22 protein-coding genes and 1 pseudogene are annotated in these 25,617 nt (G+C 72.0%); 12 read left to right on the forward strand and 11 right to left on the reverse strand.

Annotated elements, in window-relative coordinates:
• Positions 1 to 3: 3 nt before the first annotated feature.
• Positions 4 to 1,638 (reverse strand): acyl-CoA dehydrogenase family protein, encoded by a 1,635-nt coding sequence (locus I4J89_RS11700; RefSeq protein ID WP_309238270.1) that lies wholly within the window; start codon positions 1,636 to 1,638, stop codon positions 4 to 6.
• An 87-nt stretch (positions 1,639 to 1,725) separates the two neighbouring features.
• Here I4J89_RS11700 and I4J89_RS11705 point away from each other — a divergent pair, with 87 nt between their 5' ends.
• Together I4J89_RS11705 and I4J89_RS11710 are read left to right on the forward strand one after the other, a co-directional pair.
• The gene (locus I4J89_RS11705) at positions 1,726 to 2,418 is read left to right on the forward strand and encodes a phosphatase PAP2 family protein (protein ID WP_196413940.1); all 693 of its coding nucleotides are present in this window, start codon (positions 1,726 to 1,728) and stop codon (positions 2,416 to 2,418) included.
• A 31-nt stretch (positions 2,419 to 2,449) separates the two neighbouring features.
• Entirely contained in the window at positions 2,450 to 3,118 is a 669-nt protein-coding gene (locus tag I4J89_RS11710; RefSeq protein WP_196413941.1) for a phosphatase PAP2 family protein, read from the forward strand.
• On the opposite strand, the gene I4J89_RS11715 is transcribed toward I4J89_RS11710, so the two are convergent.
• Positions 3,112 to 4,509 (reverse strand): sulfatase-like hydrolase/transferase, encoded by a 1,398-nt coding sequence (locus I4J89_RS11715; protein ID WP_309238271.1) that lies wholly within the window; start codon positions 4,507 to 4,509, stop codon positions 3,112 to 3,114. The genes I4J89_RS11710 and I4J89_RS11715 overlap by 7 nt on opposite strands.
• Positions 4,510 to 4,617: 108 nt before the next feature.
• Between I4J89_RS11715 and I4J89_RS11720 the strand changes: the two genes are divergently transcribed.
• The gene (locus tag I4J89_RS11720; RefSeq protein WP_196413943.1) at positions 4,618 to 5,256 is read left to right on the forward strand and encodes a 4a-hydroxytetrahydrobiopterin dehydratase; all 639 of its coding nucleotides are present in this window, start codon (positions 4,618 to 4,620) and stop codon (positions 5,254 to 5,256) included.
• 50 nt (positions 5,257 to 5,306) lie between these two features.
• Here I4J89_RS11720 and aceB read toward each other — a convergent pair whose 3' ends face one another.
• Positions 5,307 to 6,932 (reverse strand): malate synthase A, encoded by a 1,626-nt coding sequence (gene aceB, locus I4J89_RS11725; RefSeq protein WP_196413944.1) that lies wholly within the window; start codon positions 6,930 to 6,932, stop codon positions 5,307 to 5,309.
• A 22-nt stretch (positions 6,933 to 6,954) separates the two neighbouring features.
• Positions 6,955 to 8,241, reverse strand: a complete 1,287-nt coding sequence (gene aceA, locus I4J89_RS11730; protein WP_196413945.1) for an isocitrate lyase — start codon at positions 8,239 to 8,241, stop codon at positions 6,955 to 6,957.
• A gap of 213 nt (positions 8,242 to 8,454) precedes the next feature.
• Between aceA and I4J89_RS49450 the strand changes: the two are divergent.
• Positions 8,455 to 8,544: pseudogene (locus I4J89_RS49450) on the forward strand (helix-turn-helix domain-containing protein); the annotation flags it as partial.
• A gap of 319 nt (positions 8,545 to 8,863) precedes the next feature.
• Positions 8,864 to 9,895, forward strand: coding sequence for an ImmA/IrrE family metallo-endopeptidase (locus I4J89_RS11735; protein WP_309238272.1), 1,032 nt, complete (start codon positions 8,864 to 8,866; stop codon positions 9,893 to 9,895).
• 686 nt (positions 9,896 to 10,581) lie between these two features.
• On the opposite strand, the gene I4J89_RS11740 is transcribed toward I4J89_RS11735, so the two are convergent.
• The gene (locus tag I4J89_RS11740) at positions 10,582 to 11,310 is read right to left on the reverse strand and encodes an SGNH/GDSL hydrolase family protein (protein ID WP_196413946.1); all 729 of its coding nucleotides are present in this window, start codon (positions 11,308 to 11,310) and stop codon (positions 10,582 to 10,584) included.
• Between the two features lie 50 nt (positions 11,311 to 11,360).
• On the opposite strand from I4J89_RS11740, the gene I4J89_RS11745 reads away from it, so the two are divergent.
• On the forward strand, positions 11,361 to 11,978 hold the full coding sequence (locus I4J89_RS11745; RefSeq protein ID WP_196413947.1) for a TetR/AcrR family transcriptional regulator: 618 nt from the start codon (positions 11,361 to 11,363) through the stop codon (positions 11,976 to 11,978).
• Between the two features lie 40 nt (positions 11,979 to 12,018).
• Here the strand turns inward: I4J89_RS11745 and I4J89_RS11750 are convergent, their stop codons facing one another.
• The 3 genes from I4J89_RS11750 to I4J89_RS11760 are packed head-to-tail and all read right to left on the reverse strand — an operon-like array spanning position 12,019 to position 13,884.
• Positions 12,019 to 12,543, reverse strand: coding sequence for a GNAT family N-acetyltransferase (locus I4J89_RS11750; protein ID WP_196413948.1), 525 nt, complete (start codon positions 12,541 to 12,543; stop codon positions 12,019 to 12,021).
• A gap of 16 nt (positions 12,544 to 12,559) precedes the next feature.
• Entirely contained in the window at positions 12,560 to 13,135 is a 576-nt protein-coding gene (locus tag I4J89_RS11755) for a DUF305 domain-containing protein (RefSeq protein ID WP_196413949.1), read from the reverse strand.
• Positions 13,120 to 13,884 (reverse strand): lytic polysaccharide monooxygenase, encoded by a 765-nt coding sequence (locus I4J89_RS11760; protein ID WP_196413950.1) that lies wholly within the window; start codon positions 13,882 to 13,884, stop codon positions 13,120 to 13,122. Before I4J89_RS11760 ends, I4J89_RS11755 begins: the two co-directional genes overlap by 16 nt.
• A gap of 98 nt (positions 13,885 to 13,982) precedes the next feature.
• On the opposite strand from I4J89_RS11760, the gene I4J89_RS11765 reads away from it, so the two are divergent.
• A complete protein-coding gene (locus I4J89_RS11765) occupies positions 13,983 to 14,774 on the forward strand; it encodes a phosphotransferase (protein WP_196413951.1) in 792 nt (263 codons plus the stop codon).
• Between the two features lie 128 nt (positions 14,775 to 14,902).
• Here the strand turns inward: I4J89_RS11765 and I4J89_RS11770 are convergent, their stop codons facing one another.
• On the reverse strand, positions 14,903 to 15,832 hold the full coding sequence (locus I4J89_RS11770) for a LysR family transcriptional regulator (RefSeq protein WP_196413952.1): 930 nt from the start codon (positions 15,830 to 15,832) through the stop codon (positions 14,903 to 14,905).
• A gap of 70 nt (positions 15,833 to 15,902) precedes the next feature.
• Between I4J89_RS11770 and I4J89_RS51460 the strand changes: the two genes are divergently transcribed.
• Positions 15,903 to 16,793 (forward strand): DMT family transporter, encoded by an 891-nt coding sequence (locus tag I4J89_RS51460; RefSeq protein ID WP_196413953.1) that lies wholly within the window; start codon positions 15,903 to 15,905, stop codon positions 16,791 to 16,793.
• Between the two features lie 190 nt (positions 16,794 to 16,983).
• Positions 16,984 to 17,991 (forward strand): sulfotransferase family protein, encoded by a 1,008-nt coding sequence (locus I4J89_RS11780; protein WP_196413954.1) that lies wholly within the window; start codon positions 16,984 to 16,986, stop codon positions 17,989 to 17,991.
• 27 nt (positions 17,992 to 18,018) lie between these two features.
• On the opposite strand, the gene I4J89_RS11785 is transcribed toward I4J89_RS11780, so the two are convergent.
• Positions 18,019 to 18,657 carry a response regulator gene (locus I4J89_RS11785; RefSeq protein ID WP_196413955.1) on the reverse strand — a complete coding sequence of 213 codons (639 nt, stop codon included), beginning with the start codon at positions 18,655 to 18,657 and terminating at the stop codon, positions 18,019 to 18,021.
• Positions 18,654 to 19,811 carry a sensor histidine kinase gene (locus I4J89_RS11790; protein ID WP_196413956.1) on the reverse strand — a complete coding sequence of 386 codons (1,158 nt, stop codon included), beginning with the start codon at positions 19,809 to 19,811 and terminating at the stop codon, positions 18,654 to 18,656. The genes I4J89_RS11785 and I4J89_RS11790 overlap by 4 nt, the downstream gene beginning before the upstream one ends.
• 147 nt (positions 19,812 to 19,958) lie before the next feature.
• Between I4J89_RS11790 and I4J89_RS11795 the strand changes: the two genes are divergently transcribed.
• The 3 genes from I4J89_RS11795 to I4J89_RS11805 all read left to right on the forward strand — a co-directional run bounded on the left by I4J89_RS11795 (position 19,959) and on the right by I4J89_RS11805 (position 25,614).
• A complete protein-coding gene (locus tag I4J89_RS11795; RefSeq protein ID WP_196413957.1) occupies positions 19,959 to 20,714 on the forward strand; it encodes an ABC transporter ATP-binding protein in 756 nt (251 codons plus the stop codon).
• Entirely contained in the window at positions 20,711 to 23,209 is a 2,499-nt protein-coding gene (locus I4J89_RS11800; protein WP_196413958.1) for an FtsX-like permease family protein, read from the forward strand. Before I4J89_RS11795 ends, I4J89_RS11800 begins: the two co-directional genes overlap by 4 nt.
• A 125-nt stretch (positions 23,210 to 23,334) precedes the next feature.
• Positions 23,335 to 25,614: an N-acetylmuramoyl-L-alanine amidase gene (locus I4J89_RS11805; RefSeq protein WP_196413959.1), complete on the forward strand. Its 2,280-nt coding sequence runs from the start codon at positions 23,335 to 23,337 to the stop codon at positions 25,612 to 25,614.
• Positions 25,615 to 25,617: the final 3 nt, after the last annotated feature.

Consider the following 25,617-nt stretch of genomic DNA (forward strand, 5'->3'; position numbering starts at 1 on the left):
TTGCTACTCGGGTGCCGCCGCCCGCTCCACGATCGCGGCGAGGTCCGCGGACGGCGACAGCGTGCCGAAGGTCTGCCCCCAGTCGCCGCCGAGCCGGCTGGCGCAGAACGCGTCGGCGACCGCGGCCGGCGCGTGGCGTACCAGCAGCGAACCTTGCAGAACCAGGGCCATCCGTTCCACCACCCGCCGGGCCCGGGCCTCCGGGTCGCTGGTGTCGGCGAGCCGCTCGCGCAGGTCGGCGACGGCCGCGTCGAGGTGCCGGTCGGCGCCGGCGGCCGCGCCGGCCTCGGCGAGGAACGCCTCCACGCTCTCCGGCGCGCGGCGCATCGCCCGCAGCACGTCGAGCGCCTGCACGTTGCCGGAGCCCTCCCAGATCGAGTTGAGCGGCGCGTCCCGGTAGAGCCGGGGCAGGCCGGAGTCCTCGACGTAGCCGTTGCCGCCCAGGCACTCCAGGGCCTCGCCGACCACGGCCGGCTGGCGCTTGCAGACCCAGAACTTGCCGACCGGGATGGCCAGCCGCCGCAACGGCTCGTTCCGGTCGACCGCGCCGGCCAGCCGGATGGCCAGGGCGGTCGCCGCCTCCGACTCGAGGGCCAGATCGGCGAGCACGTTGCGCATCGCCGCCTTCTCCACCAGCGGCCCGCCGAACGCGGCGCGGTGCCGCGCGTGGTGGATCGCCTGGGTCAGCGCGGCCCGCATCCCCGAGGCCGAGCCGATCACGCAGTCCAGGCGGGTCATCGCGACCATCTCGATGATCGTGCGTACGCCCTGGCCCTCGGCCCCGACCAGCCAGGCGACCGTGCCGTCGAACTCCGGCTCACTGCTGGCGTTGCTGCGGTTGCCGAGCTTGTCCTTGAGCCGCTGGATGCGGAACACGTTGCGGGTGCCGTCCGGCAGCACCCGGGGGACCAGGAAGCAGGAGAGACCGCCCGGTGCCTGGGCCAGGACCAGGAACAGGTCGCACATCGGGGCGCTGGTGAACCACTTGTGCCCGCGCAGCGTCCAGGTGCCGTCGCCGGCCGGGGCGGCGGTGGTGGTGTTGGCGCGAACGTCCGAGCCGCCCTGCTTCTCGGTCATGCCCATGCCGGCGAGCAGTCCCCGCTTCTGCCCGGGGGTACGCAGGCCGGGGTCGTACACCCGGCTGGTCAGCAGCGGCTCGTAGACGGCGGCCAGCTCCGGGCTCTGCCGCAGCGCCGGCACCACCGCGTAGGTCATCGAGATCGGGCAGGCGTGGCCGGCCTCGACCTGCGACCACACGTGGAAGCCGGCGGCGCGGGCCACGTGCGCGCCGGGGCGCGGGTCGGCCCAGGCGGCGCCGGCCAGCCCTTCGGCGACGGCCACGTCCATCAGCCGGTGCCAGGACGGGTGGAACTCCACCTCGTCGAGGCGGTGGCCGTACCGGTCGTGGGTCAGCAGGCGTGGCTCGTACCGATTGGCCTCGTCGCCCCACCGCTGGGCCTGCTCGCCGCCGGCCAGCCGGCCCAGCCGGTGCAGGTCGGCGACCGCCCAGCCGGCGCCCTCACGCTCGGCCGCCTCGAGCAGTGCGGCGTCGGCGGCGACATCGTGGCCGGCCAGCGGCGGCGGCTGGTTGAACACCTCGTGGGTGCTGCCGGAGGAGGTTGCTGTGGTGGCGGTCACGGGCCGAATCTACTCGCCGGTAACCGGCTTGGTAAGTGCACACCCGCACAGGCGCTTCGCAGGCTGGATGTGGGGTAATAGGCCGCGATGCGGCCCGACCAGGAATTCACCCTCGAGGTACGCACCACCGCGGTGGCTGCGGCGGCACCGATCCTGCTGGTCCCGTTCGTCCTGATCGCCGCCCTGGTCGCGGGCAGCTACCAGCCGCTGCACGACTTCGACCGCCGGGTCACCGACCGGATGCACGAGGTCGCCGTCGGCCACCCGGGCTGGGCGGACGCGATGGCGTGGTGGAGCCTGATCTTCCACCCGACCACCTGGCGGATCGCCGCGGCGCTGCTGATGGTCTGGCTGTGGCGGCGGCACGCCCGGCCCCTGGCCATCTGGGTGGGTGCCACCATGGCCGCGGGTGCGCTGCTCGGCGTACTCCTGAAACTGCTCTTCGGGCGGCATCGCCCGGACCTGCTCGATCCGGTGGCGCAAGCCGCCGGATACGCGTTCCCGTCCGGCCACGCCCTCACCAACGCGCTCGGCGCGGCGGTCTTCCTGATGGTGCTGCTGCCGCTGGTGCGCGACCGCCTGCTCGCCCGCGCGGGCCTCTGGTTCGCCGCGCTGGTCATCCCGCTGGTCACCGCGTTCACCCGGGTCGCGCTGGGCGTGCACTGGGCCAGCGACGTGGTGGCCGGTCTGCTCTTCGGTGTCGCCCTGGCCGCGCTCACCGCCTGGGCGTTCGTGTACCGGGTGAGACCGCGACGTGTCCGGGAGAGCGTGCCTGGGTAGTGAAGCGCCCGTGGCAACCACATTGAAGCGAATGGTTCTGCCGATCGCCGCGCTGCTGCTGTTCATGATCGGCCTTGGCGTGCTGCTGACCCGAGCCGCTGCCCACCTGTGGCCGTTGACCATCGAGGACGGTGTGAACCGGGAACTCGCCGGGGGACGGACCGAGGGGATGACCGACGTCTCGTACGTCGTCAGCGGGGTGGCGAACACGCCCTGGATCATCGCGGTGACCGCCACGGTCGCGCTGATCCTGTGGCTGGTGCTGCGTTCCTGGCGGGAGCCGCTGTTCCTGTGCCTCGCGGTGACCGCGCAGGCGCTGGTCTTCTACTTCACCACGGTGGCCATCGACCGGCCCCGCCCCGCCGTGCAGCGCCTGGACGAGTCGCCGCCGACCTCCAGCTTCCCGTCCGGGCACACCTCGGCGGCCGTCGCGCTCTACATCGGACTGGCGGTGCTGCTCGCCGGCATGGCCCGGCACACCTGGGTCAAGGCGCTGTGCTGGGCACTCGTCCTGGTGCCGATCGGGGTGGCGCTGGCCCGGATGTACCGGGGCATGCACCACCCGAGCGACGTGGTCGCCGCCTTCATCAACGGCGTGACCTGCGTGATCGTCATGTCGCGTGCGCTGCTGGACCGGAGCTTCCCACGCCGTGCCGAGCGCCGGATCAACGGCGCCCGGCCCCGGCTGGCGACTCAGTAGCGCAGCTGCGGTGCGTCGATCTCCTCCCAGCGGGCCCGCAGCTCGGCGACGAGCTGCGGGTGCTTGGCGGCGAGGTTGGCCTGCTCGCGCGGGTCGTTCTCGATGTCGTACAGGGCGTCCCCGCCGGTCGCGCTGAGCCGCAGGTACTTCCACTTGCCGCGGCGCAGCGCGCGGTTCGCCCGGGTACGCCAGAACAGGTCCCGCTCCGGCGCCTCCGCCCCGCGCAGCAGGTAGCCGGCCAGGCTGGCACCGTCCAACGGGTACTCCGGGTGCGGCTTCGCCCCGGCGATCTCGAGCAGCGTCGCCGTCCAGTCGTGGGTGACCACCGGGACGTGGCTGACCTGGCCGCCACGGACGCGGGCCGGCCACCGCAGGATCGTCGGCACCCGGATGCCACCCTCGTTGAGGCTCGCCTTGTTGCCGGACAGCGGCCAGTTGTACGAGAACCGCTCGCCGCCGTTGTCGCTCTGGAAGATCACCAGGGTGTCGCGCTCCTGGCCGGTCTCGCGCAGCGCGGTGAGCACCTGGCCGATGCGCCGGTCCAGGTTCTCCACCATCTTCCGGTACGTCTGAAGGGACCCGCCGTCGCGGTGGAAGATGGCCTGCGAGTCGCCGGCCTTGATCCGCGCGGTGATCTCCTCGCTGACGGCCCGGTCCCCGGGCGCCTCCCACGGCCAGTGCGGACTGGTGAAGTTGAGGTTGAGCAGCCAGGGCGCGGAGTGCTTGCGCCGCACGAACGACTCGGCCCGGTCGGCGATGACGTCGGTGTAGTACCGGCCGTCGTTCTCCACCGGGGTCTCGCCCTCGTACAGGTCGTACTCGCCCATGTGGCTGTACTTCGAGTAGTAGTCGACGCCACCGGAGTAGTTGCCGAAGAACTCGTCCCAGCCGACCCGCAGCGGGCTGAAGTTCGGCAGGAACCCGCCGTGCCACTTGCCGAACAGGGCGGTGGCGTAGCCGGCCGCCTTCAGCAGCGAGGCGAGCGTCGGGTGCGAGGCCGGGATGCCGTCCCGCTCGTTCACGCTGCCGATCGGCTCGGGCAGGCCACCGGCGGTGCGGCCCGGGTAGCGGCCGGTGTAGAAGGCGACCCGGGTGGGTGAGCAGACGGCGCCGGAGGAGTAGCCGTCGGTGAAGCGCACGCCGCCCTTGGCCAGCCGGTCCAGGTGGGGCGTCTCGATGTCCGGCGAGCCGTAGCTGCTCAGGTCCGCCCAGCCCAGGTCGTCGGCGAGGATGAACAGGATGTTCGGGCGCTTCGAGGAGCCCGGCCTGGCCTGGAACGGCCGCTCGTCGCTGCCGGCGGCACCGGCCGGTTCGGCGGTGAGGGCGGTCGCGGCGGCGGCTCCGGCGAGAGCGCCGAAAACGCCGCGCCGGGTGGTCCCACGGTTGGTCACGTCATCTCCAGTGGATCGAGGTAGGCCGACAATATCCATAGGATAGATAGGAGTAAAGGAGTTACCTCTCCGCTGGAACCGGGGCCGTGGTGCGAGAGCATGTGAGCCATGACGCAGCTGACTGGACAAGAGATCGCCGAGCGGGCGCCGCGGGGGTGGAGCTATCTGCTGGGTGCCCTGCGGACGCGGCTACCGACCGGGGACTTCGCGACCGGGCTGGCACTGGTGAACGCGATCGGCGCGGCGGCCGAGGCGGCGGACCATCACCCCGACCTGGACCTGCGGTACACGTACGTCGACGTCTCCCTGGTCAGCCATGACGTGGGCGCGGTGACCGGGCGGGATCTGCGGCTCGCGGCGACGATCAGCGAGCTGGCCGCCGAGGCGGGCGTCACCGCGGACGCCGCCGGGCTGACCCGGCTGGAGCTGGCGCTCGACAGCCCGGACCAGGCCCGGATCATGCCGTTCTGGGCGGCGGTGCTGGGCGGCGAGGCGAAGAGCGGCGAGGTGGCCGACCCCGCCGGGACGCTGCCGGTCCTCTGGTTCCAGGAGTCCGGCGACGAGGAACCGCGCCAGCGCTGGCACCCCGACCTGTGGGTCGATCCGTCCGAGGTGCAGCCCCGGATCGATGCCGCGATCGAAGCCGGCGGCACGCTGGTCAGCGACGCCGAGGCGCCCAGCTTCTGGGTGCTCGCCGACCCCGAGGGAAACCGGGTGTGTCTGTGCACCTGGCAGTCCCGGAGCTGAACACGCGAAGAGGCGGGGTGGCCCGAGCCACCCCGCCTCGCCGCACCGGATCAGGCCGCGACAGTAGCCTGATCGGTGACCGGAGCCGTGCACCCGCCGGCCAGGTGCCGGAGGTAAGCCGGCAGGGTCAGGAACTCCGGGCAGGTCCGCTCAGTGAGCAGGACCACGAGCAGGGTCCGCGCCTGGCCGAAGCAGCGGGCCGCTTCCTCGTCCAGCGCACCGGTCTCGCTGAGCACGTCGAGCTCCTCGCGAAGCATCCGGGTGACCAGGGTGGCGGTCACCGGCACGCCGTAGTCGGTCGGCGTACCCGAGGAGATCCACTGCCAGAGCTGCGCGCGGCAGATCTCGGCGGTGGCCGCGTCCTCCATCAGCCCGCCGAGCGCGACCGCGCCCCGCCCGCCGAGCCAGGCGGCGATGTAGCGCAGCGCCACGCTGCAGTTGTTGCGCAGCGCCACCTCGCTGACCGAGACGTCGGCGGACTTGATGCCCAGCAGGTCGGACGCGGTGACCCGCACGTCGTCGCGCTTGCGCACGATCTGGTGCGGCTCGTCACCGAGCCACTGGTCGAACACCTCACGGCAGGTCTCGACCAGGCCCGGGTGCGCCACCCAGGAGCCGTCGAAGCCGTCGCCGACCTCGCGCCGCTTGTCCTGACGGACCTGGTTGAGCGCCCGCTTCGCGGCGACCGGGTCGCGGCTGGGCACGACGGCGGCCATGCCGCCGATCGCGTGGGCGCCGCGCTTGTGGCAGGTCTTGACCAGCAGTTCGGTGTACGCCCGCATGAACGGCGCGGTCATCGTGACCTGGGACCGCTCCGGCAGAACCACGTCCGGCCGGTTCTTGATCATGCTGAACAGGTAGTCCCAGCGTCCCGCGTTGAGCCCGGCCGAGTGCTCCCGCAGCTCGTACAGGATCTCCTCCATCTCGAAGGCCGCGTTGATCGTCTCGATCAGGACGGTGGCCCGGATGGTGCCGCGCGGGATGCCGAGGTACTCCTGCGCGTAGACGAAGACGTCGTTCCAGAGGCGGGCCTCCAGGTGCGACTCCAGCTTCGGCAGGTAGAAGTACGGTCCGCTGCCCCGGTCGATCTGCTTCTGCCCGCAGTGGAACAGGTACAGGCCGAAGTCGAACAGCGAGGCGGAGACCGCCCGGCCGCCGATCCGCAGGTGACACTCCGGCAGGTGCCATCCCCGCGGCCGGACCATGATGGTCGGGACCTGGTCGCCGACCTCGTAGCGCCGGCCGTCGGGGGCGGTCCAGTCCAGCGTGCCGTCCAGCGCGTCCTTCAGGTTGATCTGGCCGACGATCACGTTGTCCCAGGTGGGCGACGTGGCGTCCTCGAAGTCGGCCATCCAGACCTTCGCGCCGGAGTTGAGCGCGTTGATGGTCATCTTGCGCTCCGGCGGACCGGTGATCTCCACCCGCCGGTCGGTGAGGTCCGGGGCGGCCGGGGCGACCTGCCAGGACAGGTCGTCCCGGATGTGCTGGGTGGAGGTGAGGAAGTCCAGGTCGGTGGTACGGGTGGCCCGGCGGCGCCGGCGGCGCTCCAGCAGCTGCACCCGGCGGGCGCCGAACTCGCGGTCAAGCGCCACGATGAACTCGACGGCCTCGGGAGTCAGGATCTCGGAGTAACGGCCGGCGGTCGTACCGGTGATGGTGATCTCTTCGGCGCCCATTTTTCGTCCTACCCGTCTTCCCTTAGAACTGCTCGGCCTCGGTGGAACCCGACAGGGCGGTGGTGGAGCTCTCCGGGTTCAGCGCGGTGGAGACCGCGTCGAAGTAGCCGGTGCCGACCTCCGCCTGGTGCTTGGTGGCGGTGTAGCCGTCGGCCTCGGCCGCGAACTCCGCCTCCTGGAGCTTCACGTAGGCCGTCATGCCGGTCTCGGCGTAGCCCTTGGCCAGCTCGAACATCGAGTGGTTGAGGGCGTGGAAGCCGGCCAGGGTGACGAACTGGAACTTGTAGCCCATCGCGCCGAGCTCCTTCTGGAACCGGGCGATGTCGGCGTCGTCCAGGTTGCGCTTCCAGTTGAACGACGGCGAGCAGTTGTAGGCGAGCATCTTGCCCGGGTGCTTGGCGTGCACGGCCTCGGCGAACCGCTTGGCGAACTCCAGGTCCGGCTTGCCGGTCTCGACCCAGAGCAGGTCGGCGTAGTCGGCGTAGGCCACACCGCGGGCGATCGCCGACTCCTCGCCGGGACGCACCCGGAAGAAGCCCTCGGCGGTGCGCTCGCCGGTGAGGAACGGCTTGTCGCGCTCGTCCACGTCGGTGGTGATCAGGTCCGCCGCCAGGGCGTCGGTCCGGGCGATCACCAGGGTCGGGACGCCGGCCACGTCGGCCGCGAGGCGGGCGGCGTTGAGCGTACGGATGTGCTGCTGGGTCGGGATCAGAACCTTGCCGCCCAGGTGGCCGCACTTCTTCTCGCTGGCCAGCTGGTCCTCCCAGTGCACGCCCGCGGCACCGGCCGCGATCATGCCCTTCATCAGCTCGAACGCGTTGAGCGGGCCACCGAAGCCGGCCTCCGCGTCGGCGACGATCGGGGCGAACCAGTCACGCTCGTACTTGCCGTTCGAGGTGTCGATCTGGTCGGCGCGCAGCAGCGCGTTGTTGATCCGGCGGACCACCGCGGGCACCGAGTTCGCCGGGTAGAGCGACTGGTCCGGGTAGGTGTGGCCGGAGAGGTTCGCGTCCGCCGCGACCTGCCAGCCGGACAGGTAGATCGCCTTCAGGCCGGCGCGCACCATCTGGGTGGCCTGGCCACCGCTGAGGGCGCCGAGCGCGTTGATGTAGTCCTCGGTGTGCAGCAGCTCCCACAGCTTGGCGGCTCCGCGCTCCGCCAGGGTGTGCCGCTCCTGGAGGGTGCCCCGCAGCTTCACGACGTCCTGCGCGGTGTAGTCGCGCTTGACGCCGGTCCAACGGGGGTCGCCGGCCCATTCCCGAGTGAGGTCCGCAGCGGTACCGCCCCTGGTTTCGGTCAGCTCAGTCATCTGAAAGATCCCTTTCCTGCCCTGTCGCGTTCTTCCGGGTGGAAGAACTTCACTCTCACTGGTCACACAAGCCCCGTTGAAGGGCTTTGTGAGGAGAAGAAACGCAGAAATTCTGTTAGGTTGAAACACGTGACCGCTTCGCCTTCTCCCGATACCGCCGTCGACCTCGTCACGCTCGGGCAGCGCCTCCGGCATCTGCGCCGTACCCGGGGCATGACGCTTGACCAGCTCAGCGACGCCGTCGGGCGGGCTCCGTCGCAGCTGTCGCTGATCGAGAACGGGAAGCGGGAGCCGAAACTCTCCGTCCTGCAGGCGATCGCGGGTGCGCTGGGCGTACCGATGCAGGATCTTCTGCGCCCGGAGGCGCCCAGCCGGCGCGCCGGGCTGGAGATCGACCTGGCGCACTTCCAGCAGAGCCCGGCCTACCTCGCGCTCGGCCTGCCGGCCGTGGGGGGGGGGGGGGGCCGGGCCGCCCCCCCCCCGGCGGGGCGGCGAGGGGGGGCCCCCCCGCGCCCCCCCCCGCCGCGCCGGCCGGCGCCTGCCGGCCGACGCGCTGGAGTCGCTGATCGGGCTGCACCGCGAGCTCAACCGGCTGCACACCGAGCAGAGCGCGACGCCGGAGGTGGCGCGGCGCGCCAACGCGCAACTGCGCGCCGACATGCGCCGGCGCAACAACTACTTCGCCGAGATCGAGCAGGCGGCGGCCAAGGTCCTCCAATCAGTACGGCACACGACCGGCCCGCTGTCGCAGCGCGGGATCCTCGACATCGCCGCCCAGATCGGGTTCAGCCTGCATTACGTCAACGACCTGCCCAGCTCGACCCGCTCGGTCACCGACTTGAAGAACCGGCGGATCTACCTGCCGCAGGTGGCCAGCGGCAAGGGCCACGACCCGCGCAGCGTGGTCCTGCAGACCCTCGGGCATTTCGTGCTCGGGCACGCCGACCCGGCCGACTACGGCGACTTCCTGCGGCAGCGGGTGGAGGTGAACTACTTCGCGGCGGCGCTGCTGATGCCGGAGAAGTTCGCGGTCGACTTCCTCAGCGAGGCCAAGGCGGACCGGGCGCTCGCGATCGACGACTTCCGGGACGCCTTCGGCGTGTCGTATGAGACGGCTGCCCACCGGTTCACCAACCTGGCCACCGAGCACTTCGGGATCCCGGTCCACTTCGCCCGGGTGCACGAGAGCGGCATCGTCTACAAGGCGTATGAGAACGACAACGTGCGCTTCCCGTCTGACGTCACCGGCGCGATCGAGGGACAGCCGGTGTGCCGCAAGTGGGCGTCCCGCACGGTCTTCGAGGCCGACGATCCGTATTCGTCGTTCTACCAGTTCACCGACACGACCGCGGGCACGTATTGGTGCACCGTCCACGTCGAGGCGACCAGTTCCGGGCTGTTCTCGGTCACCGTCGGCACCCCGTATGAGCATGCCCGCTGGTTCCGCGGCGGGGACGTCACCGGGCGTACCGTCTCCACCTGCCCGGACCCGGACTGCTGCCGCCGCCCACCGACGGACCTGGTGACGCGCTGGGCGGGCAACGCGTGGCCCAGCGCGCGGGTGCACTCACACTTGCTCGCCGCACTGCCGCCAGGCACTTTCCCGGGCGTCGACAACCGCGACGTCTACGACTTCCTGGACCGTCGCGCCTGATATCGCCCGCCGGCCCGATCGGCCTGGCGCGCAATGCCTCCGCTCCGCCTGGCCCGGCCAGCTCCGCCCGACCGGCCTGGCCGGGTCTGGCCGGCCGTGCTGGGTCTGGCTCGGTCTGATCGGGCTGGTTTGCCCATCGGCCGGCGTCGCCTGATCTGCCGGGCTGGGTCTGCTCGGCCGGCTCGGGTCTGATCGGCCTGGTTGCCTGATCGGGCTGGCTCCAATGGCGCTAGCTTGAGTTGATCATGGCTGTGGCCAGCAGGTATGCGGGCGGACTGCAACCTGCCCCTAGGCGGCGACCTGCCCGGCCGAAGCTTCCTCGAAGTGTGGAACTGCTGCCTGTCGGCCTTCCTGTCAATCAACTGAGGAGGCTGGAGAGCCTTCGTGGTCAGGGTCTTGTCGGCCCAACGTGGGTGCTGTCTGGCGGCCGTTGAGACAGCAGTGAGCGTGGGCCAAGCAAGATCACCCTGACTATGGAAGCCCTCTGGCGGCAGTGGAGCGGGCGAGCCGTCGTTCACGCACCTTCAGAGGCCTGGTTACGTGCTTGGGCGACGGCTGAGCCGAGCGCAATGCCGCCTCATTGCCCTTTCCAAGATCAAATTAGGCTAAGTGGCATTGGGTTGGCTCGGCGTGGTTCGGTGCGCGGCCTTGGTGGCCGGCCTTGGTGGTCGGCCTGGCGGTCCGGTTCAGGCGGTCTCCAGCACGTCGGCGGCCTGGGCGGCGAGCAGCCGGCCCCACACGCGGTAGGCGGCGGGGGCCGGGTGGAACCCGTCCGGGGCGAACAGGCCTGGACGGTCCATCGGTAGCTGGCCCACCGGCAAGTGGTAGGTGTCCGGCAGCTGCCGGGCCAGCGCGCCGAGCCGGCGGTCGAGGCGGCGGGCATGGCGGCCGAGCAGGAACCGGACCGGGGCGGGCAGGGCGGGGAAACGGTGCACCGGGGGCAAGCCGGCCAGCAGGACCGGGATCGGCTCGCCCAGGTGGTCGCGGATCGCGGATATGAGGCGGGATACGTCGCGGTGGAACAACGCCGGGCGCCGCAGGCGGGTGGTGTCGTTGACGCCTACGACCACCAGCACTAGCTCGGGGCGCCAGCCGGTGGCGGGGTCGGTGAGGCCGGGCAGCAGGGTCAGCGGGGCGGTCCGTGCGGTGGCGCCACCGCGGGCGGTGACCCGCCAGGAGACCGCGCGCCCGGATAGGGCGGCTAGCGCCTCGGCCATCTGGCCGGCTAGCGCGGTGGCGTGGTCGGGGGCGCCGAAACCGGCCGCTGAGGAGTCGCCGAGGATCGCCAGCCGCAGGGCCGGCGAGGGGGCGGCGTGGCCTGGCCGCGCATCGTGTTCCGGATGTGGTCCGGCGGTCTCGCCGTACACGTCGCCGCCGGCCGGCTCCAGCTTCGGGATGCGGTCGCGCAGAACCATGTGGTCCTCCATAACGAGTGTTATGCAATAACACTCGTTATAGTAGGCGGGTGGTGAAGTCGAGTCGAGACCCCCGCGCCGAGCTCGTCGAGGCCGGCGCCCGGGTGCTGGCCGAGGAGGGGCCGGGCGCCCTGTCGGTCCGGTCGCTGGCCCGGGCCGCCGGGACGTCGACGATGGCGGTGTATACGCACTTCGGCGGGATGCCCGCGGTGGTCCGGGCGATCATCCAGGAGGGGTTCGCCCGGCTGGCCGCCGAGCTGGCGACGGTGCCGGCCACCGAGGATCCGGTTGCCGACTGCGTGGCGATCGGGCTCGCGTATCGCCGGGCCGCGCACCGCGAGCCGCATCTGTACAAGGTGATGTTCGGCGCCACCGGCTTCGAGCTCACCCCGGAGGACCGCGACGTCGGCCTCTACACGCTGCGGGTCGCTCGCGATCTGATCCCGCGGTGCATCGAGGCCGGGCGGTTCCGGCCGGCTGATCCGTGGGTGCTCACCCGGCAGTCATGGTGCCTCGTGCACGGCGCCGTCAGCCTGGAGCTGGCCGGCTTCTACGCCGAGGTGCCGGAGGCGGACGCGGAGTTCGGCCGGTACCTCGAAGGCTTCGCGATCGGCGCGGGCGACCATCCGGAGCGGGCCGCGGAGTCGGTGGCCCGCGCCCTCCGCTGATGCCCCAGCCGGTGCCGGGCGGCCGTACCGATGAAAGCGGTCAAAGCGCGACCCAATAGCGCTTGGTCGTGCCGAGCGGGGTTTCCCGGATGTCCTCGAGGATGCCGCCGTGACGTTCGATGACGCGGGCCGAGGCGGGGTTGGACACGTCGCAGCTGATCATCAGGCGGTCCAGGCCGAGCTTGCGGGCCTCGGCCTGGATCTCGCCGAGCGCGAAGGTGGCCAGGCCGCGGCCGCGCTCGGACGGGCGGATGCCGTAGCCGATGTGGCCGCCGGCCTCGAGGAGGAAGTCGTTGAGCGTGTGACGCAGGGCGATCGTGCCGAGCAGGCGGTCACCGTCCACGATCCACCGGTAGGTGCAGTGCACCAATCCCTCGGCGGCCGGAATCGAGGTGTCCGCCTCGCGGCGCAGCCGCGCCACCCACGTCGCGAAGCCGGCGGCGGAGTCGACGTCGTCGTCGGGACGCAGGCCGGCGCCGGGCTGGTGGACGCCGCGGCCCCACTCGTCGCGGGACTCGATCCAGGCCTCGTGCAGGCGAACGGTTGGCTCGATCAACTCGGGCATGCGCCGACCGTACCGGTCAGCTTGCGGAGGCCAGCGCCAGCAGGCGCTGGATCTGGCCCTGCCGCGTCGCGGTCATCTCCCCGGCGAGCTTCACGGCCGGCGGGTACGCACCGTCCGCGCTCTCCATCCGCATGGTCTCCACGCCGTTGTGCAGGTTGCCGAGCAGCAGCGCCACCGCCGTCCGGTCGAAGTCCGCGCCGCGCGCCGACCGCAACGCCGCCAGATCCTCGTCTCGCAGCGAGTGCAGGTCGCCGTGCCCGGCGTGCACCCCGGCCGACGGGTCGGCCTCGATCGGACGCTGCCAGCTGAGCAGCCAGCTCCGCATGGTGTCGCTCTCGGTACGCCACTGCCCGAGCAACTCGGCGGCGACCGCGCGGAGCTCCGGGTTCGCGGCACGCTCCTCGGCGACGGCGGCCACCTGCTGGCCCTCGGCGATCTGGGCCAGGCTCATCTGGAGGAACATCGCGTCTGCCTCGTTGTGGGCCGGCGCTTCCTCCGCGCCGCCGCCGCACCCGGCGAGCAGCAGAATCAGCAACAGGGCCAGGGCGGCCCGGCGAACCGGGCCGCCCGCACCTGTTACAGAGCGGTCCACAGCGCCGCGACGTACGGGGGCTCCCAGCCGCTGAGCGCGGTGTGAGCCTGCCGGCACTGGTACGACCGGCCGTTGTACGTCACCCGGTCACCGGCCTTGTACGCCGTCCCGGCCGCCCACGTCGTGGCACCCGGGTTGGTCGCCGTCGGCGTGGGGGTCGGCGGGTTGGTCGTCGCGGTCGGCCTCGGCGTCGGGCTGCTGGTGGCCGTCGGCGTCGGCGTCGGGTTCGTGCCGCCGCCGCCGATGTTCAGGTCCACGCAGGAGTAGAACGCGTTGACGGTGTCCGAGATGTTCCACCGGGCGAGCACCGTCTGGCGGCCGCTGAAGCCCTTCATGTTGACCGTGTGCGACTTGGTCGCGCCCGGCTGGGCGCCACCGTCGTTGAACGAGGCCAGCAGCGTGTCGCCGATGAAGTACTCCCACGTCGCCGTCGAGTGGCGGGCGGTCAGCACCCAGCTGAAGGTCACGTTCTGCCCGACCGACGCGGCCGGCCAGCTCTTGCTGTTGTCGTTGAGCACAGTGAAACGGCTGCCGCCTCCGTTGCACTGCTTCGAACCCTTGGGCATCTCGACGCTCTGGGGCTCGTAGACGATGTCCCCGCAGCCGGAGACGGCTCCGCTGGCGCAGTTGGCCTGGCGGCTGGGCGGGGACGAGATGTAGCCGTGCGCGGACGCCGGGGAGACGGCCACGAAGAAAGACCCGGTGACCGCCGCGACGGTGAGGGCCGGAAGGGTGAACCTACGCCTCATGAAGATTGCTCCTTAGGGGACGACGTGTTCACCAACGTAAATTAAAGGGTGTTAACAGTAAATACTGTTAAGGATTCTTTAGGGTCTATGATCACGACGTGGCGGAGATCCTCAACGGGGGCGTCAACCAGGTGCTCCGGCTCGGCGACCGGGTGCGACGTCCTACCGGCTTCTGGTCACCGCGGGTGCACGACCTGCTCCGGCATCTGGACGGTTTCCCCGGCTCTCCCCGGTTCCACGAAGTCGCGGCGGACGGCTTCGAGATCCTCGACTTCCTGCCCGGCGAGGTCTCCGACTACCCGCCGACGGCGGCCGCCGCCTCCACGCCGGCACTGCTCAGCGCCGCGTCGCTGCTGCGGGCCTACCACGACGCGGTCGCCGGGTACGCCCGGCACGCACCCCGCGACGGCTGGCAGGTGCCGGCCCGCGAGCCGGTAGAGGTGATCTGCCACGGCGACTACGCCCCGCACAACTGCGTGCTCACCGGCGACCGGGTGACCGGCATGATCGACTTCGACTACGCGATGCCCGGGCCGCGTCTGTGGGACGTCGCGTTCGCCGCGTACCGCTGGGTGCCGCTGACCGCGCCCGGCAACACCGACGGCTTCGGCACGCTCGCCGAGCAGGCGGCCCGCCTGCGCCTCTTCTGCGACCGGTACGGGCTCGATCCGGCCGGCCGGCGGGCCCTGATCGACACGATGATCGCCCGTATCCACTGGCTCGTCGACGTCATGCACGCCCGGGCGGCCGCCGGCAGCGAGGCCTTCGCGTCACACCTGGCCGACGGCCACCACCTCCAATACCTCGGCGACGCCGAGCACATCAGCAGCCGGCGATCCACCTACGAGCGCGCCCTGTCCGAGCCCGAGGCGCGGGGTTCCGGAGCGTGAGTGGCCGCATGGGCCCGGCGGCCGCGCTGGGGCCTGGCCGGGCAGCCGGGCCGCGCGGCTAGGCGGGACGGCTCGGATGCGGCGGGACGGTCGGTGCGCGTACCGGAAGAAGGTTGTGAGAGTGCGGCTCAGCGTGCGGTGAGCGGGGTCGCGGGCAGCGCGGTGACGGTCTCGCGCAGGATGCGCAGCAGCGTGCCCACCAGGGGGTTGGGCCGGCGCCGGCGGGCGGTGGCGACGCCGACGAAGCGGCAGGGGCCGGGTGGGGCGAGGCGCGCGGCCGTCAGGCCGGTGTGGTCGGCGGTGAGCGCGACCTCGGGGATCATGCTGATTCCGATGCCGGCCCGGACCAGGGACTGGGCGAACTGGTAGTCGGTGCCGCGGCAGGCGGTGCGCACCTGGTAGCCGGCCATGGCCGCGTAGTGGTCGAGCAGGTCGCCGACGACGAGGCAGCCGTGCACCCAGCGTTCGCCGGCCAGTTCGGCGACGGTGACCGAGGTACGGCCGTTGAGGCGGTGACCGGCCGGCAGGACGACCCACATCGGGTCCTCCAGCAGGGGTGTCCAGGTCAGGCCGGAGCGGTCGCCGGGACGGACCGGTGGGGGACCGTCGAAGTGGTAGGCCAGGGCGACGTCGGCCGAGCCGGCGCGGACCAGCGGCAGGGCGTCCTCGGGTTCGCTCTCGATGACGGTGAGCTCGACGCCGGGGTACTCGGCGGTGAACCGGATGAGAGCCGGCGGCAGCAGGCGCTGCCCGCCGCTGGTGAACGTGGCCACGGTGAGCCGTTCGGTGCGGGCGGTGGCGAGCTGGGCGATCTCGCGTTCGGCGCAGAGCAGCTCGGCGGCGATCGCCTCGGCGGTCTCCACGAGCACCCGGCCCGCGTCGGTGAGCTCGACGCCGCGGGTGCTGCGCCGCACCACCGGGGTGCCGACGGTCCGTTCCAGAGCGCTGATCTGCTGGGAGATCGCGGACGGGGTGAGCCGCAGCTGGGTGGCGGCCCGGTTGAAGCTGCCCTGGCGGGCGACCTCGGTCAGCACCTGGAGGCGACGCGAGTCGATCATCAGTTTTCCTTAACACCACATCAGCAAGTGACCGGTTCCGCTTACCACCGTACGGGGTGAGGCTGAGGGCGTGAATCGTCTCGCCTGGTTTCTCTTCGTCTCGGTCTCGGTGCTCTGGGGCATCCCGTACTTCCTCATCAAGATCGCGATCGACGACCTGTCGCCGGTGTTCGTGGTCGCCGGCCGGGTCGCGATCGCGGCGGCCGTGCTGATCCCGGTCGCCCTGATGCGCGGCTCGCTGAGCGCGCTGCGCGGCCGGATGCCGGTGGTCACCCTGATCGCGGTGGTGCACATCGTCGGACCGTTCCTGCTCATCACCTACGGCGAGCAGCACATCTCGTCGTCGCTGACCGGGATCCTGATCGCGGTCGAGCCGGTGGTGATCGCGCTGCTGATGTCGCGTACCGAGCCGCTGAGCCCGATCCGGGTGGCCGGTCTGGTGGTCGGCTTCGCCGGAGTGGTGGTGCTGGTCGGTCTGGACGTCTCCGGAGACCGCTACGGCCTGCTCGGTGCCGGGATGGTGCTGCTCGCCGCGATCAGTTACGCGGTGGCGACCATGCTGGTGCAGCGCAAGGCCGCCGACATCCCGCCGGAGGCGCTGACCGTCGGCACCACCGCGATCACCACCGTGGTGCTGCTGCCGTTCGCCCTGCTCGCCTGGCCCACCGAGCCGGTCGGCGCGGACTCCTGGGCGGCGCTGGCGGTGCTCGGCGTCTTCTGCACGGCCCTGGCGCTGCTGGCGTTCTACCGGCTGATCGTGCTGGCCGGCTCGAACCGGGCCGGTCTGGTGACGTACGTCAACCCGGTGGTCGCCGTGCTGCTCGGTGTCGTGCTGCTGAACGAGTCGATCGGGGTGGCCACGGTCGCCGGCTTCGCCCTCATCGTGGTGGGCTGCTGGCTCTCCACCCGCCCGGCTCCGGCTCCGCTCCGTAAGCGGGAGCTCACGTTCCGGTCTTCCTAGCGGGTTCTTGACCTCTGCGGTGAAAATTGCCAGAAAACTCACAGGTCAGGGACAGCGCAGAGCTCTTGGCGGTACGAACTTTTTGCGGAATCTTTTCGGAGTCTTCAAGATTCATCCGAAGACGCGGAGAGGAGCGACATGACGATACGGGGGCGAACAAACCCAGTGGATCTCTTTTACGGTGGTCGCCATGTCCAGTGACCGCCCGATCTTCGTCGTCGGCTGCCCTCGCTCCGGCACGACGATGTTGCAGCTGATGCTCCACGCGCACCCGCGCATCGCGCTGCCCCCGGAGACCCGCTTCCTGCTCGCCGCCTGGCAACAGCGCTCCGAGTTCGGCGATCTCAACGACGCCGGAAACCGGCAGTCGCTGGCCGAGTACATCGTCAAGTCGTCCCAGTTCGCCGACCTCGGGCTGGACGAGCAGCAGGTGATCGACGCGATCGTGTCCGGCCCGCCGACCCTCGGCTCGGCGTTCGGCATCGTCTTCAAGATGTACTCGGAACGTTTCGGCAAGCCGCGCTGGGGCGACAAGCGCCCGATGTACCTGCGGTACCTGCCGACGATCCTGAAGCTGTTCCCGGACGCGCAGATCATCAACATCATGCGCGACGGCCGGGACTGCGTGGCGTCGCTCAAGGAGACGCCGTGGAAGCCCGAGGAGTTCGACACGCTCCTCGACTACTGGAAGAAGTCGGCGGAGTCGTCGCTGATCGCCTCCCGGATCTACCGCAAGGACGTGTACCACCAGGTCCGCTACGAGGACCTGGTGGCCGACCCGGAGCCGCACCTGAAGCGGATCTGCGCCTTCCTCGAGGAGGACTACGACCCGGCGATGAAGGCGCCGAACAAGCTGGCCTCGGTCGCCGTGCCGGAGTACAAGACCTGGCACACGCTGACTCACAAGGCGCCCACCACCGAGCGGATCGCGAGCTGGCGCAAGCGGCTCACCGACGACGAGGTGCGCCAGTGCGAGGCCGCGTTCGGTGAGCTGCTGCCGCAGTTCGGGTACGAGCCGACCATCCCGATCCCGCGCAGCGTCCGGATGCGCAACGACGCCACCCTGCTGGCGAAGAAGCGGCTCGGCCCGGCCAAGCGCGCCGTCACCGGCCTGCTGTCCCAGGTCCGGCGCCAGGAGCCGCAGCCGACCGAGCCGCCGGTGGCGGCCCTGCTCACCAGCCGCCAGCTCGGCCGCTGACGTCACCGCCCGGGCGCTGCGGAGCGGTCAGCCGATCAGGCGCCGCTCCCACGCCCAGGCGGCGATCTCCACCCGGTTGCGGGTGTCCAGCTTGGCGTGGACGCTGCCCAGGTGCGTCTTCACGGTGCCGACCGAGATGAACAGCTCGGCGGCGATCTCCGCGTTGGTCAGGCCGCGGGCGGTCAGGCGGACCACCTCCAGCTCGCGCGGCGACAGGCCGCCGTCCTCCGCCGGCTGAGCCGGCGTCGCCAGGTGCTGGAGCAGGCGTACGGTGATCGACGGGCTGATCAGCGCGTCCCCGGAGGCGGCCGCTCGCACCGCCTCCACCAGCAACGCCGGCCCGGAGTCCTTCAGCAGGAACCCCACCGCGCCGTTGCGTAACGCCTGGTGGACGTACTCGTCCAGGTCGAACGTGGTGACCACGACCACCTTCACCGGGTCGGTGACGCCCGGGCCGGCGAGCAGCCGCAGCGCCTGCAACCCGTCCATCTTCGGCATCCGGATGTCCATCAGCGCCACGTCCGGCCGCAGCCGCCGGGCCTGCTCGACCGCGGTCACGCCGTCGGCGGCCTCACCGACCACCTCCATGTCCGGCTGCGCTCCGAGGATCATGCCGAAGCCGGTCCGGACCATGGCCTGGTCGTCGGCGACGAGTACGCGAATCAAGAACCACTCCAGTTCAGAGGTAGTGCCACGTCGACGGCCCAGCCGCCGTCCACGCCGGGACCGGCGGTGATCTGCCCGCCCACCGCGCGGACCCGTTCGGCCAGCCCGGCCAGACCGTAACCCGGCCGGTCCCGCGGGGTGACCGGCCGGGGCGGCGGCCCGTCGTTCGCGACCCGCACCAACAGCTGGTCCGGCGTACGCCGCAGCCACACGTCCACCGTCGTCGCGCCCCCGGCGTGCTGGCGGACGTTGGTCAGCGCCTCCATCACCACCCGGTACGCCGAGGTGGACACCTCCACCGGCAGCCCGGTCGTCTCCCCGTCCAGGTGCAGCCGGGCCGGCGGGCCCCCGGCCGCGGTGAACTGCTCGACCAGCTCCGGAAGGTCCGGCACCCCGGCGATCGGGGCGAGCGGCGCGTCCGGCCGCGACTGCGGGTCACGCAGCACGCCGACCATCCGGCGCATCGACGCCATCGTCTCGGCGCCCGCCTGCTCGATCTGCTCCAGGGCCAGCAGCACCCGTTTCGGGTCCTGCTCGGCGATGAACCGGGCACCCTGGGCCTGCACCACGATCCCGGTGACGTGGTGGGCGATGAAGTCGTGCAGGTCCCGGGCGAACTCGGCGCGCTGCTCGGTGCGTACCGTGTCCAGGGCGCGCTGCCGGTTTCCCTCGAGGGTGCGCAGGTAGACGCCGACGGCGATGGCGGCGGAGCCGACGAGCGCTTGAAGCAGGCCGTACGTCGAGTAGGTGCGCAGGTCGCCGGAGCGCAGCGGGAGCACGGCGACGGCGAGTAGCAGGGCCGCGCAGGCAGCCGTCGCCCAGCGTGCCTGGCCGCGACGGGCCACCACCATCAGCACGCCGAACAGCGCCGCCGACTCGGCCAGACCCCAGATGTTGTTCCGGTCCTGGCCGGACACCAGCGCGGTGAGCAGCATCGACTGCGCGGCCAGCAGGAGCGCCGCCTGCGGCAGCCGGGACGAGCCGGGCCGGTGCACCGGCAGCCACACCGCGGCCGCCACGACGGCGGCCGCGACCTGCCAGATCCCGAACCCGACACCGCTCAGCATGCCGCCCTGCACGTCAACCAGGCCGAGCAGGGCCAGCGCGCCGAGGGCGGTGAGCTGGCCGAGATGCAGCAGCGTGCGGTTCATCATCGTGACCCAGCGTAGTGGGCGGGTGAGGCGTCCCCATCGGCCGAAAGTCAGAGTCGCCGGCGGCCGAGCCTGCCGCCGGGCCGATGTGCCGGTGTCCGGCGATCGATCAGGATCCGTCTGTCCGTTCACCGCTTCCCTGGAGCTCTCATGCAGACGCAGTCATCACCCGACACTCTGGCGGCGGTCGCCGCCGTGAACCTGGTGAAGGTGTACGGCACCGGCGACACCGCGGTCCGCGCCCTGGACGGGGTCACCGTCGGGTTCGACCGCGGCCGGTTCACCGCGATCATGGGCCCGTCCGGCTCCGGCAAATCCACCCTCATGCACTGCCTCGCCGGGCTGGACACCGCCACCTCCGGCCAGGTGCTGCTCGGCGGCTCCGACCTCACCCGGCAGCCGGACAAGGTGCTCACCAAGGCCCGGCGGGAGCGGATCGGCTTCGTCTTCCAGTCGTTCAACCTGCTGCCACAGCTCACCGCGGCCGCCAACATCACGCTGCCGCTGGACCTGGCCGGCCGCAGACCGGACCCCGCGCTGTACGACCGGCTGGTCACCACGCTCGGCCTGACCGGGCGGCTCACCCACCTGCCCAGCGAGCTCTCCGGCGGCCAGCAGCAGCGGGTCGCGCTGGCCCGGGCCCTGGTCGCCCGCCCCGAGGTGATCTTCGCGGACGAGCCGACCGGCAACCTCGACTCCCGGTCCGGAGCCGAGGTGCTGAGTCTGCTGCGGGACTCGGCACGCGACCTGGGACAGACGATCGTGATGGTCACCCACGATCCGGGTGCGGCGGCGTACGCGCACCGGGTCGTCCTGCTCGCCGACGGACGCCTGGCCGGGGAGATCCACAGCCCGGACATCGCCGCGGTCACCGACGCCCTGCAGTCGCTGGCGGCCGCCCGATGAGCGTGGTGCTGCGTACCCAGCTCGCCGGCGTGGCGCGCCGCCCGGCCCGGCTGCTGCTCACCGGGCTGGCCGTGCTGGTCGCCTCGTTCGTGGTCTACGCGACCGTGCTCGCCCAGCAGATCACCGAGCGCAGCCTGCTCAACGGCCTGTCCGGCACTCCCGAGGCGGCCGGCCTGGTGGTCCGCGGCGGGACGGTCACGACCGGGCAGCTCGCGAAGATCCGGGAGCTGCCCGGGGTGGCCGAGGCGGTCGGGCGTGCCGACGCGGGCGGGCAGCTCGGCTCGGAGTATCTGGCCGTCATCGCCGATCCGGGCACCGGTCCGCTGAGTCTGCTGACGATGCGGGAGGGCCGGTTCCCGTCCGGGCCCGGCGAGGTCGCGGTGACGCCGCGCACCGTCGAACGGATGGGGCTGGCCGTCGGCGCCACCACCCAGCTCGACGCGGGCACCGGCAAGCCGGTGCCGCTGAAGGTGGTCGGCGTGGCGGAGGGCCGTGACGACTACGGCTTCATGGCGTACGCCCCGCTGGCCACCGTGAGCGCGCTGTCCGGCGGCGACGTGCTGACACAGATCGACATCCGCCTGGCCGCCGGTGCCGACTCCGCCGCGTTGCGGGAGCGGCTGACCAGCCTGACCGCCGGAGCGGACGCGCCGGAGGTGGCCACCGGAGCCGAGGTCCGGCTCGCCGAGGCCCGCGCGACGGCGGGCGAGGTCGACCAGGTCTTCGCCGTGGTCGCCACCTTCGTCGCGGTGGCCGTGGTGGCCGCCGGCCTGATCGCCGCCTCCACGTTCCGGATCGTCTTCGCGCAGCGCATGCGCCAGCTCGCCCTGCTCCGGGCGATCGGCGCCGGCCGGGCACCGCTGGCCCGGGCGCTGGCCATCGAGGGGTTGCTGATCGGCCTGGTCACCGGCGTGACCGGCACACTCGCGGCGCTCGGCGTCGGTCACCTCGTGCCGGTGGTGCTGCGGGCCCTCGGCTGGAAGGTGTCCTCGCCCGGGTTCCCGGTCGCGCAGGCGCTCGGGACCGTCCTGCTGGCGGTACTGATCACCGTTCTGGCCGTCCTCGCCCCGGCGCTGTCGGCGGCCCGGGTGGCCCCCCTGGAAGCCCTGCGCGCCGCCGCCTCCACCGGGGCAAAGCGCGGGATCGGCGCGCTGCGCTGGGCCGCCGGCCTCGTCTTCGTGGCCGCCGCGGCGGGCGTGGCCGGGCTGGTCGTGGCGAACCTGCCCGGTGCGGACCTGACCGGTTACGACCCGATGCCGATGCTGCTGGCCGTGGTCGTCTCGGGTGGCCTGGCCTACATCGCGCTGATCGCGCTCGGCCCGGCGCTGGTCCGCCCGGTGCTGGCGCTGACCGGCTGGCCGCTGCGCCGGCTCGGCCCGACCGGCCGGCTCGCCGTCGGCGGGGTCGGCGGCAGCACCCGCCGGGCGGCCGCGGTCGCGGTGGTGGTCGCGCTCGGTGTCACCCTGATCGCCGGGGTGCTGGTCGGCGGTGCCTCGATCCGGGTCCTGTCCGACCGGGAACTGGCCGCGTCCGCACCGGCCGACTTCGAGCTCACCGGCGCCGAGGGCACGTCGTTGCCGGCCGGGATCGCCGACCGGGCCGGTGCCAGCACCGAACTGACCCGGGTCACGCCGTACCGGCGGGTGGCCGAGCTGAAGGTCGGCGGCCTGGACGGGGTGGGCGCCACCGATCTGGCGATGTCCGCGCTGCCCCGGCTCGCCGACCTGGACACCCGTTCCGGGAACGCCGGTGACCTGGGACCCGGCCGGGCGGTGCTCGCCCGGTTCGTCGCGGACCAGGCTGGGCTGCGAGTCGGCGACACGGCTGAGGTCACCGCCGGCGGCAAGCGGGTGAGCCTGACGGTCGTCGGGGTCTTCTCCGACATGGGACCGCTGCACAGCGGCCTGCTGCTGGACCCGGCCGACCTCACCGCGCTGGGCGCCGCGGCCGCGCCGACCGGCCTGCTGGCGGACGCGGCCGAGGCCGGTGAGGACGGCCGCACCGAAGGGCTGCGGGCACTGCGGGCGGCGGCCGGCGGGCAACCGGGGTACGCCGTCGCGGTCCTCGCCGACCAGCGGGACGAGATGAACACCGCGCTGACCCTGCTGCTCGCGATCGCGATCGGCCTGGTCGGGCTGACCGTGCTGATCGCCGTGGTCGGTGTCGGTGCCACCACCGCCCTGTCGGTGGTGGAGCGGGTCCGCGAGTCCGGGCTGCTCCGGGCGATCGGGATGTCCCGCGGCGGGCTGCGCGCCATGCTCACCACCGAGTCGGCCCTGTACGGGGTGATCGGCGCCGCGCTCGGTCTGCTGCTCGGTGTCCCGTACGCCTGGCTCGCTCTCCAGGCCACCGGCCTGAACGCGCCGCTCACCCTGCCGGTGTGGCAGCTGGCCGCGGTGTTCCTGGCGCTGGTGGCGCTGACCGCGCTGGCCGGCGTGCTGCCCGCGCGCCGCGCGGCCCGGGTCAGCCCGGTGACCGCGCTCGGTACCGAGTGAGGTAACGGTTCCGCGGGCCACCGTCGCAGGTGGCCCGCGGAATGGCGCGACCGGTCCGGACATCGATCGGACGGTCCGGTAACGTTCACGCCCGCAAGATTCTCTTCAGGCGGGGGAACGCTGGAATGCAGAGACGGGTAGCGATCGGGATCGGTGCGGCGGTTGCCGTGCTCGCGGCCGGAGGCGGGGTCGCGGTGCTGACCCTGACGTCCGGCCCGGCTGAGACGGCGGCGGCCGCGCAGGACGGGGTCACGGTCCTGCCACCGGACCCGAACGCCGAGCCGCCGCGGATCCCCACCGACCTGCACACCGTCGACATCGCCGGCTCCGGCGGCTCGGCCGAGGTGCCGCAGCGCGACACCAAGCGGTTCAGCCTGCTGGGCGTGACCTGGGCCGACCCGAAGGACAAGCCGGAGGCTTCCATCGAGGTCCGGACCCGCGGCGTCAAGAGCGGCAAATGGTCCGACTGGCAGGCGCTGGAGCCCTCGGACATCGGCCCGGACGGTGCCGAGGCCGCCGCGACCGCGCGCCGGGGTGGTACCGAGCCGCTGTGGGTGGGCCCGGCGGACGGCGTCGCGGCCCGGATCGCCGGCTCCGGTTCCGGTCTGCCGGCCGGTCTGCGGCTCGACCTGATCGACCCGGGCACCGAGCCCGGCGGCCGGGGCGGCGGCGAGCCCGATCCGAGCGCCTCGGCACCGGCACCGGAGCCCAGCACCGGCACGCCGGAGTCGTCCGAACCGGCCCCCGGCCCGAGTGCCGAGCCGGAGGCGCCGCCGGCCAGCCAGCCCGCGCCCCCGCCGTCGGCGATCGTGCCGCCCTCCTTGGGCCCGGCCCCGTCGGCGCCGGCCTCCACCGGCCCCTCGACGGTGCCGACCACCACGACCGTGGTGCCGACCTCGACCGTGCCGGTCAAGGCCCAGTTCCCGCTGTACTACAGCCGCCGGACGTGGAGCGCCGACGAGCGGATCGTCGGGTCGATCGAGGTCGCCAAGGAGGTCAAACTCCTCTGGGTGCACCACACCGCCACGACCAACAGCTACGAGTGCACCGAGTCGCCGGCGATCGTGCGCGGCATCCAGGCGTACCACGTGAAGAGCAACGGGTGGTCCGACGTCGGCTACAACTACCTGATGGACAAGTGCGGCCGCCTCTACGAGGGCCGTCGGGGCGGGGTGGAGAACGCCGTGGTCGGCGCGCACACCCAGGGCTTCAACACCAACTACGCGGCTGTCTCGGTGATCGGCAACTACGAGAGCGCGAAGTCCAACCCGGCGATCGAGCTGACGATCGCCCAGCTCGCGGCGGCCCGGCTGGGTAAGTACAACTACAACCCCACCAGCAAGGTGACCGTGGTGGCCGGGTCGACGAACGGCAAGTACAAGGCGGGCACCCGGGTCACCCTGCCGCGGGTCTCCGGGCACCGCGACGCGGACGCCACCGCCTGTCCCGGCGCCAACCTGTACTCCCGGCTCGCCGCGATCCGGGGCGCGTCCCAGCAGATGATCACCGGGCTGGCGCTGCGGTCGGTGACCGGCGGCGGCAGCGCCGGGGGCGTCTGGTTCGTCCGGAACAAGGCCCAGCTCACCTGGTCGCTCACCACCCCGGCGGCGCAGGTGGCCCGGATCGAGGTCCAGGTCGACGGCAAGACCGTCTCCACCCTGCCCGGCACCGCGCTGACCGCGGCGGTCACGCTGACCCCCGGCAAGCACACGGTGGTGATCCGGCCGGTGCACGTCTCCGGCAGTTCGGCGCGGCTGACCGCCACCATCTGGGGTGACGTGACCGCCCCGTCGACCCCGGGCGGGCTGGCGGTCGGACTGAGCACCGGGACGGTCAGCAAGACCGCGGTGCCGGTGGTCTTCGGATTCTCGGCGGCCGACAACGCCGGGCTCGGCGGGTACGTCATCAGCCGGCCCCGGGCGGGTTCGGCGCCGGCGACCGCGCGCTCGTGGGCCACCACGGCACGGCTCGGCGCCACCACCTACACCGTCACCGCGAGGGACCTGGCGGGCAACGTCGGCCGGACCGCGTCGGTCTCCCGGAGTGTCCTGCTGAGCTCGGAGGGCTCCGCCAAGAAGACCGGCACCTGGAGCAAGAAGTCCGGCAACGGGTACCTCGGCGACAAGGCGCTCTCCGCGCGGACCAAGAACCGGAAGCTGGCCTGGACGTTCACCGGCCGGTCCGCGGCCCTGCTGTTCACCAAGAACAGCAGCTCCGGCAAGGTCGCGATCTATGTGGACGGCAAGAAGCTGAGCACCGTGGACCTGAAGTCCAAGAAGACCCTGAACCGGCAGGCGGTGTGGACCCGCAGCCTGCCGTACGGCAAGCACAAGATCGAGATCGTGGTGCTCGGCACGTCCGGCCGCCCCACCGTGATCTCGGACGGTCTCCTCTACGTGAAGTGACCG

Source organism: Actinoplanes aureus, from assembly GCF_015704865.1.
GTDB lineage: Bacteria > Actinomycetota > Actinomycetes > Mycobacteriales > Micromonosporaceae > Actinoplanes > Actinoplanes aureus.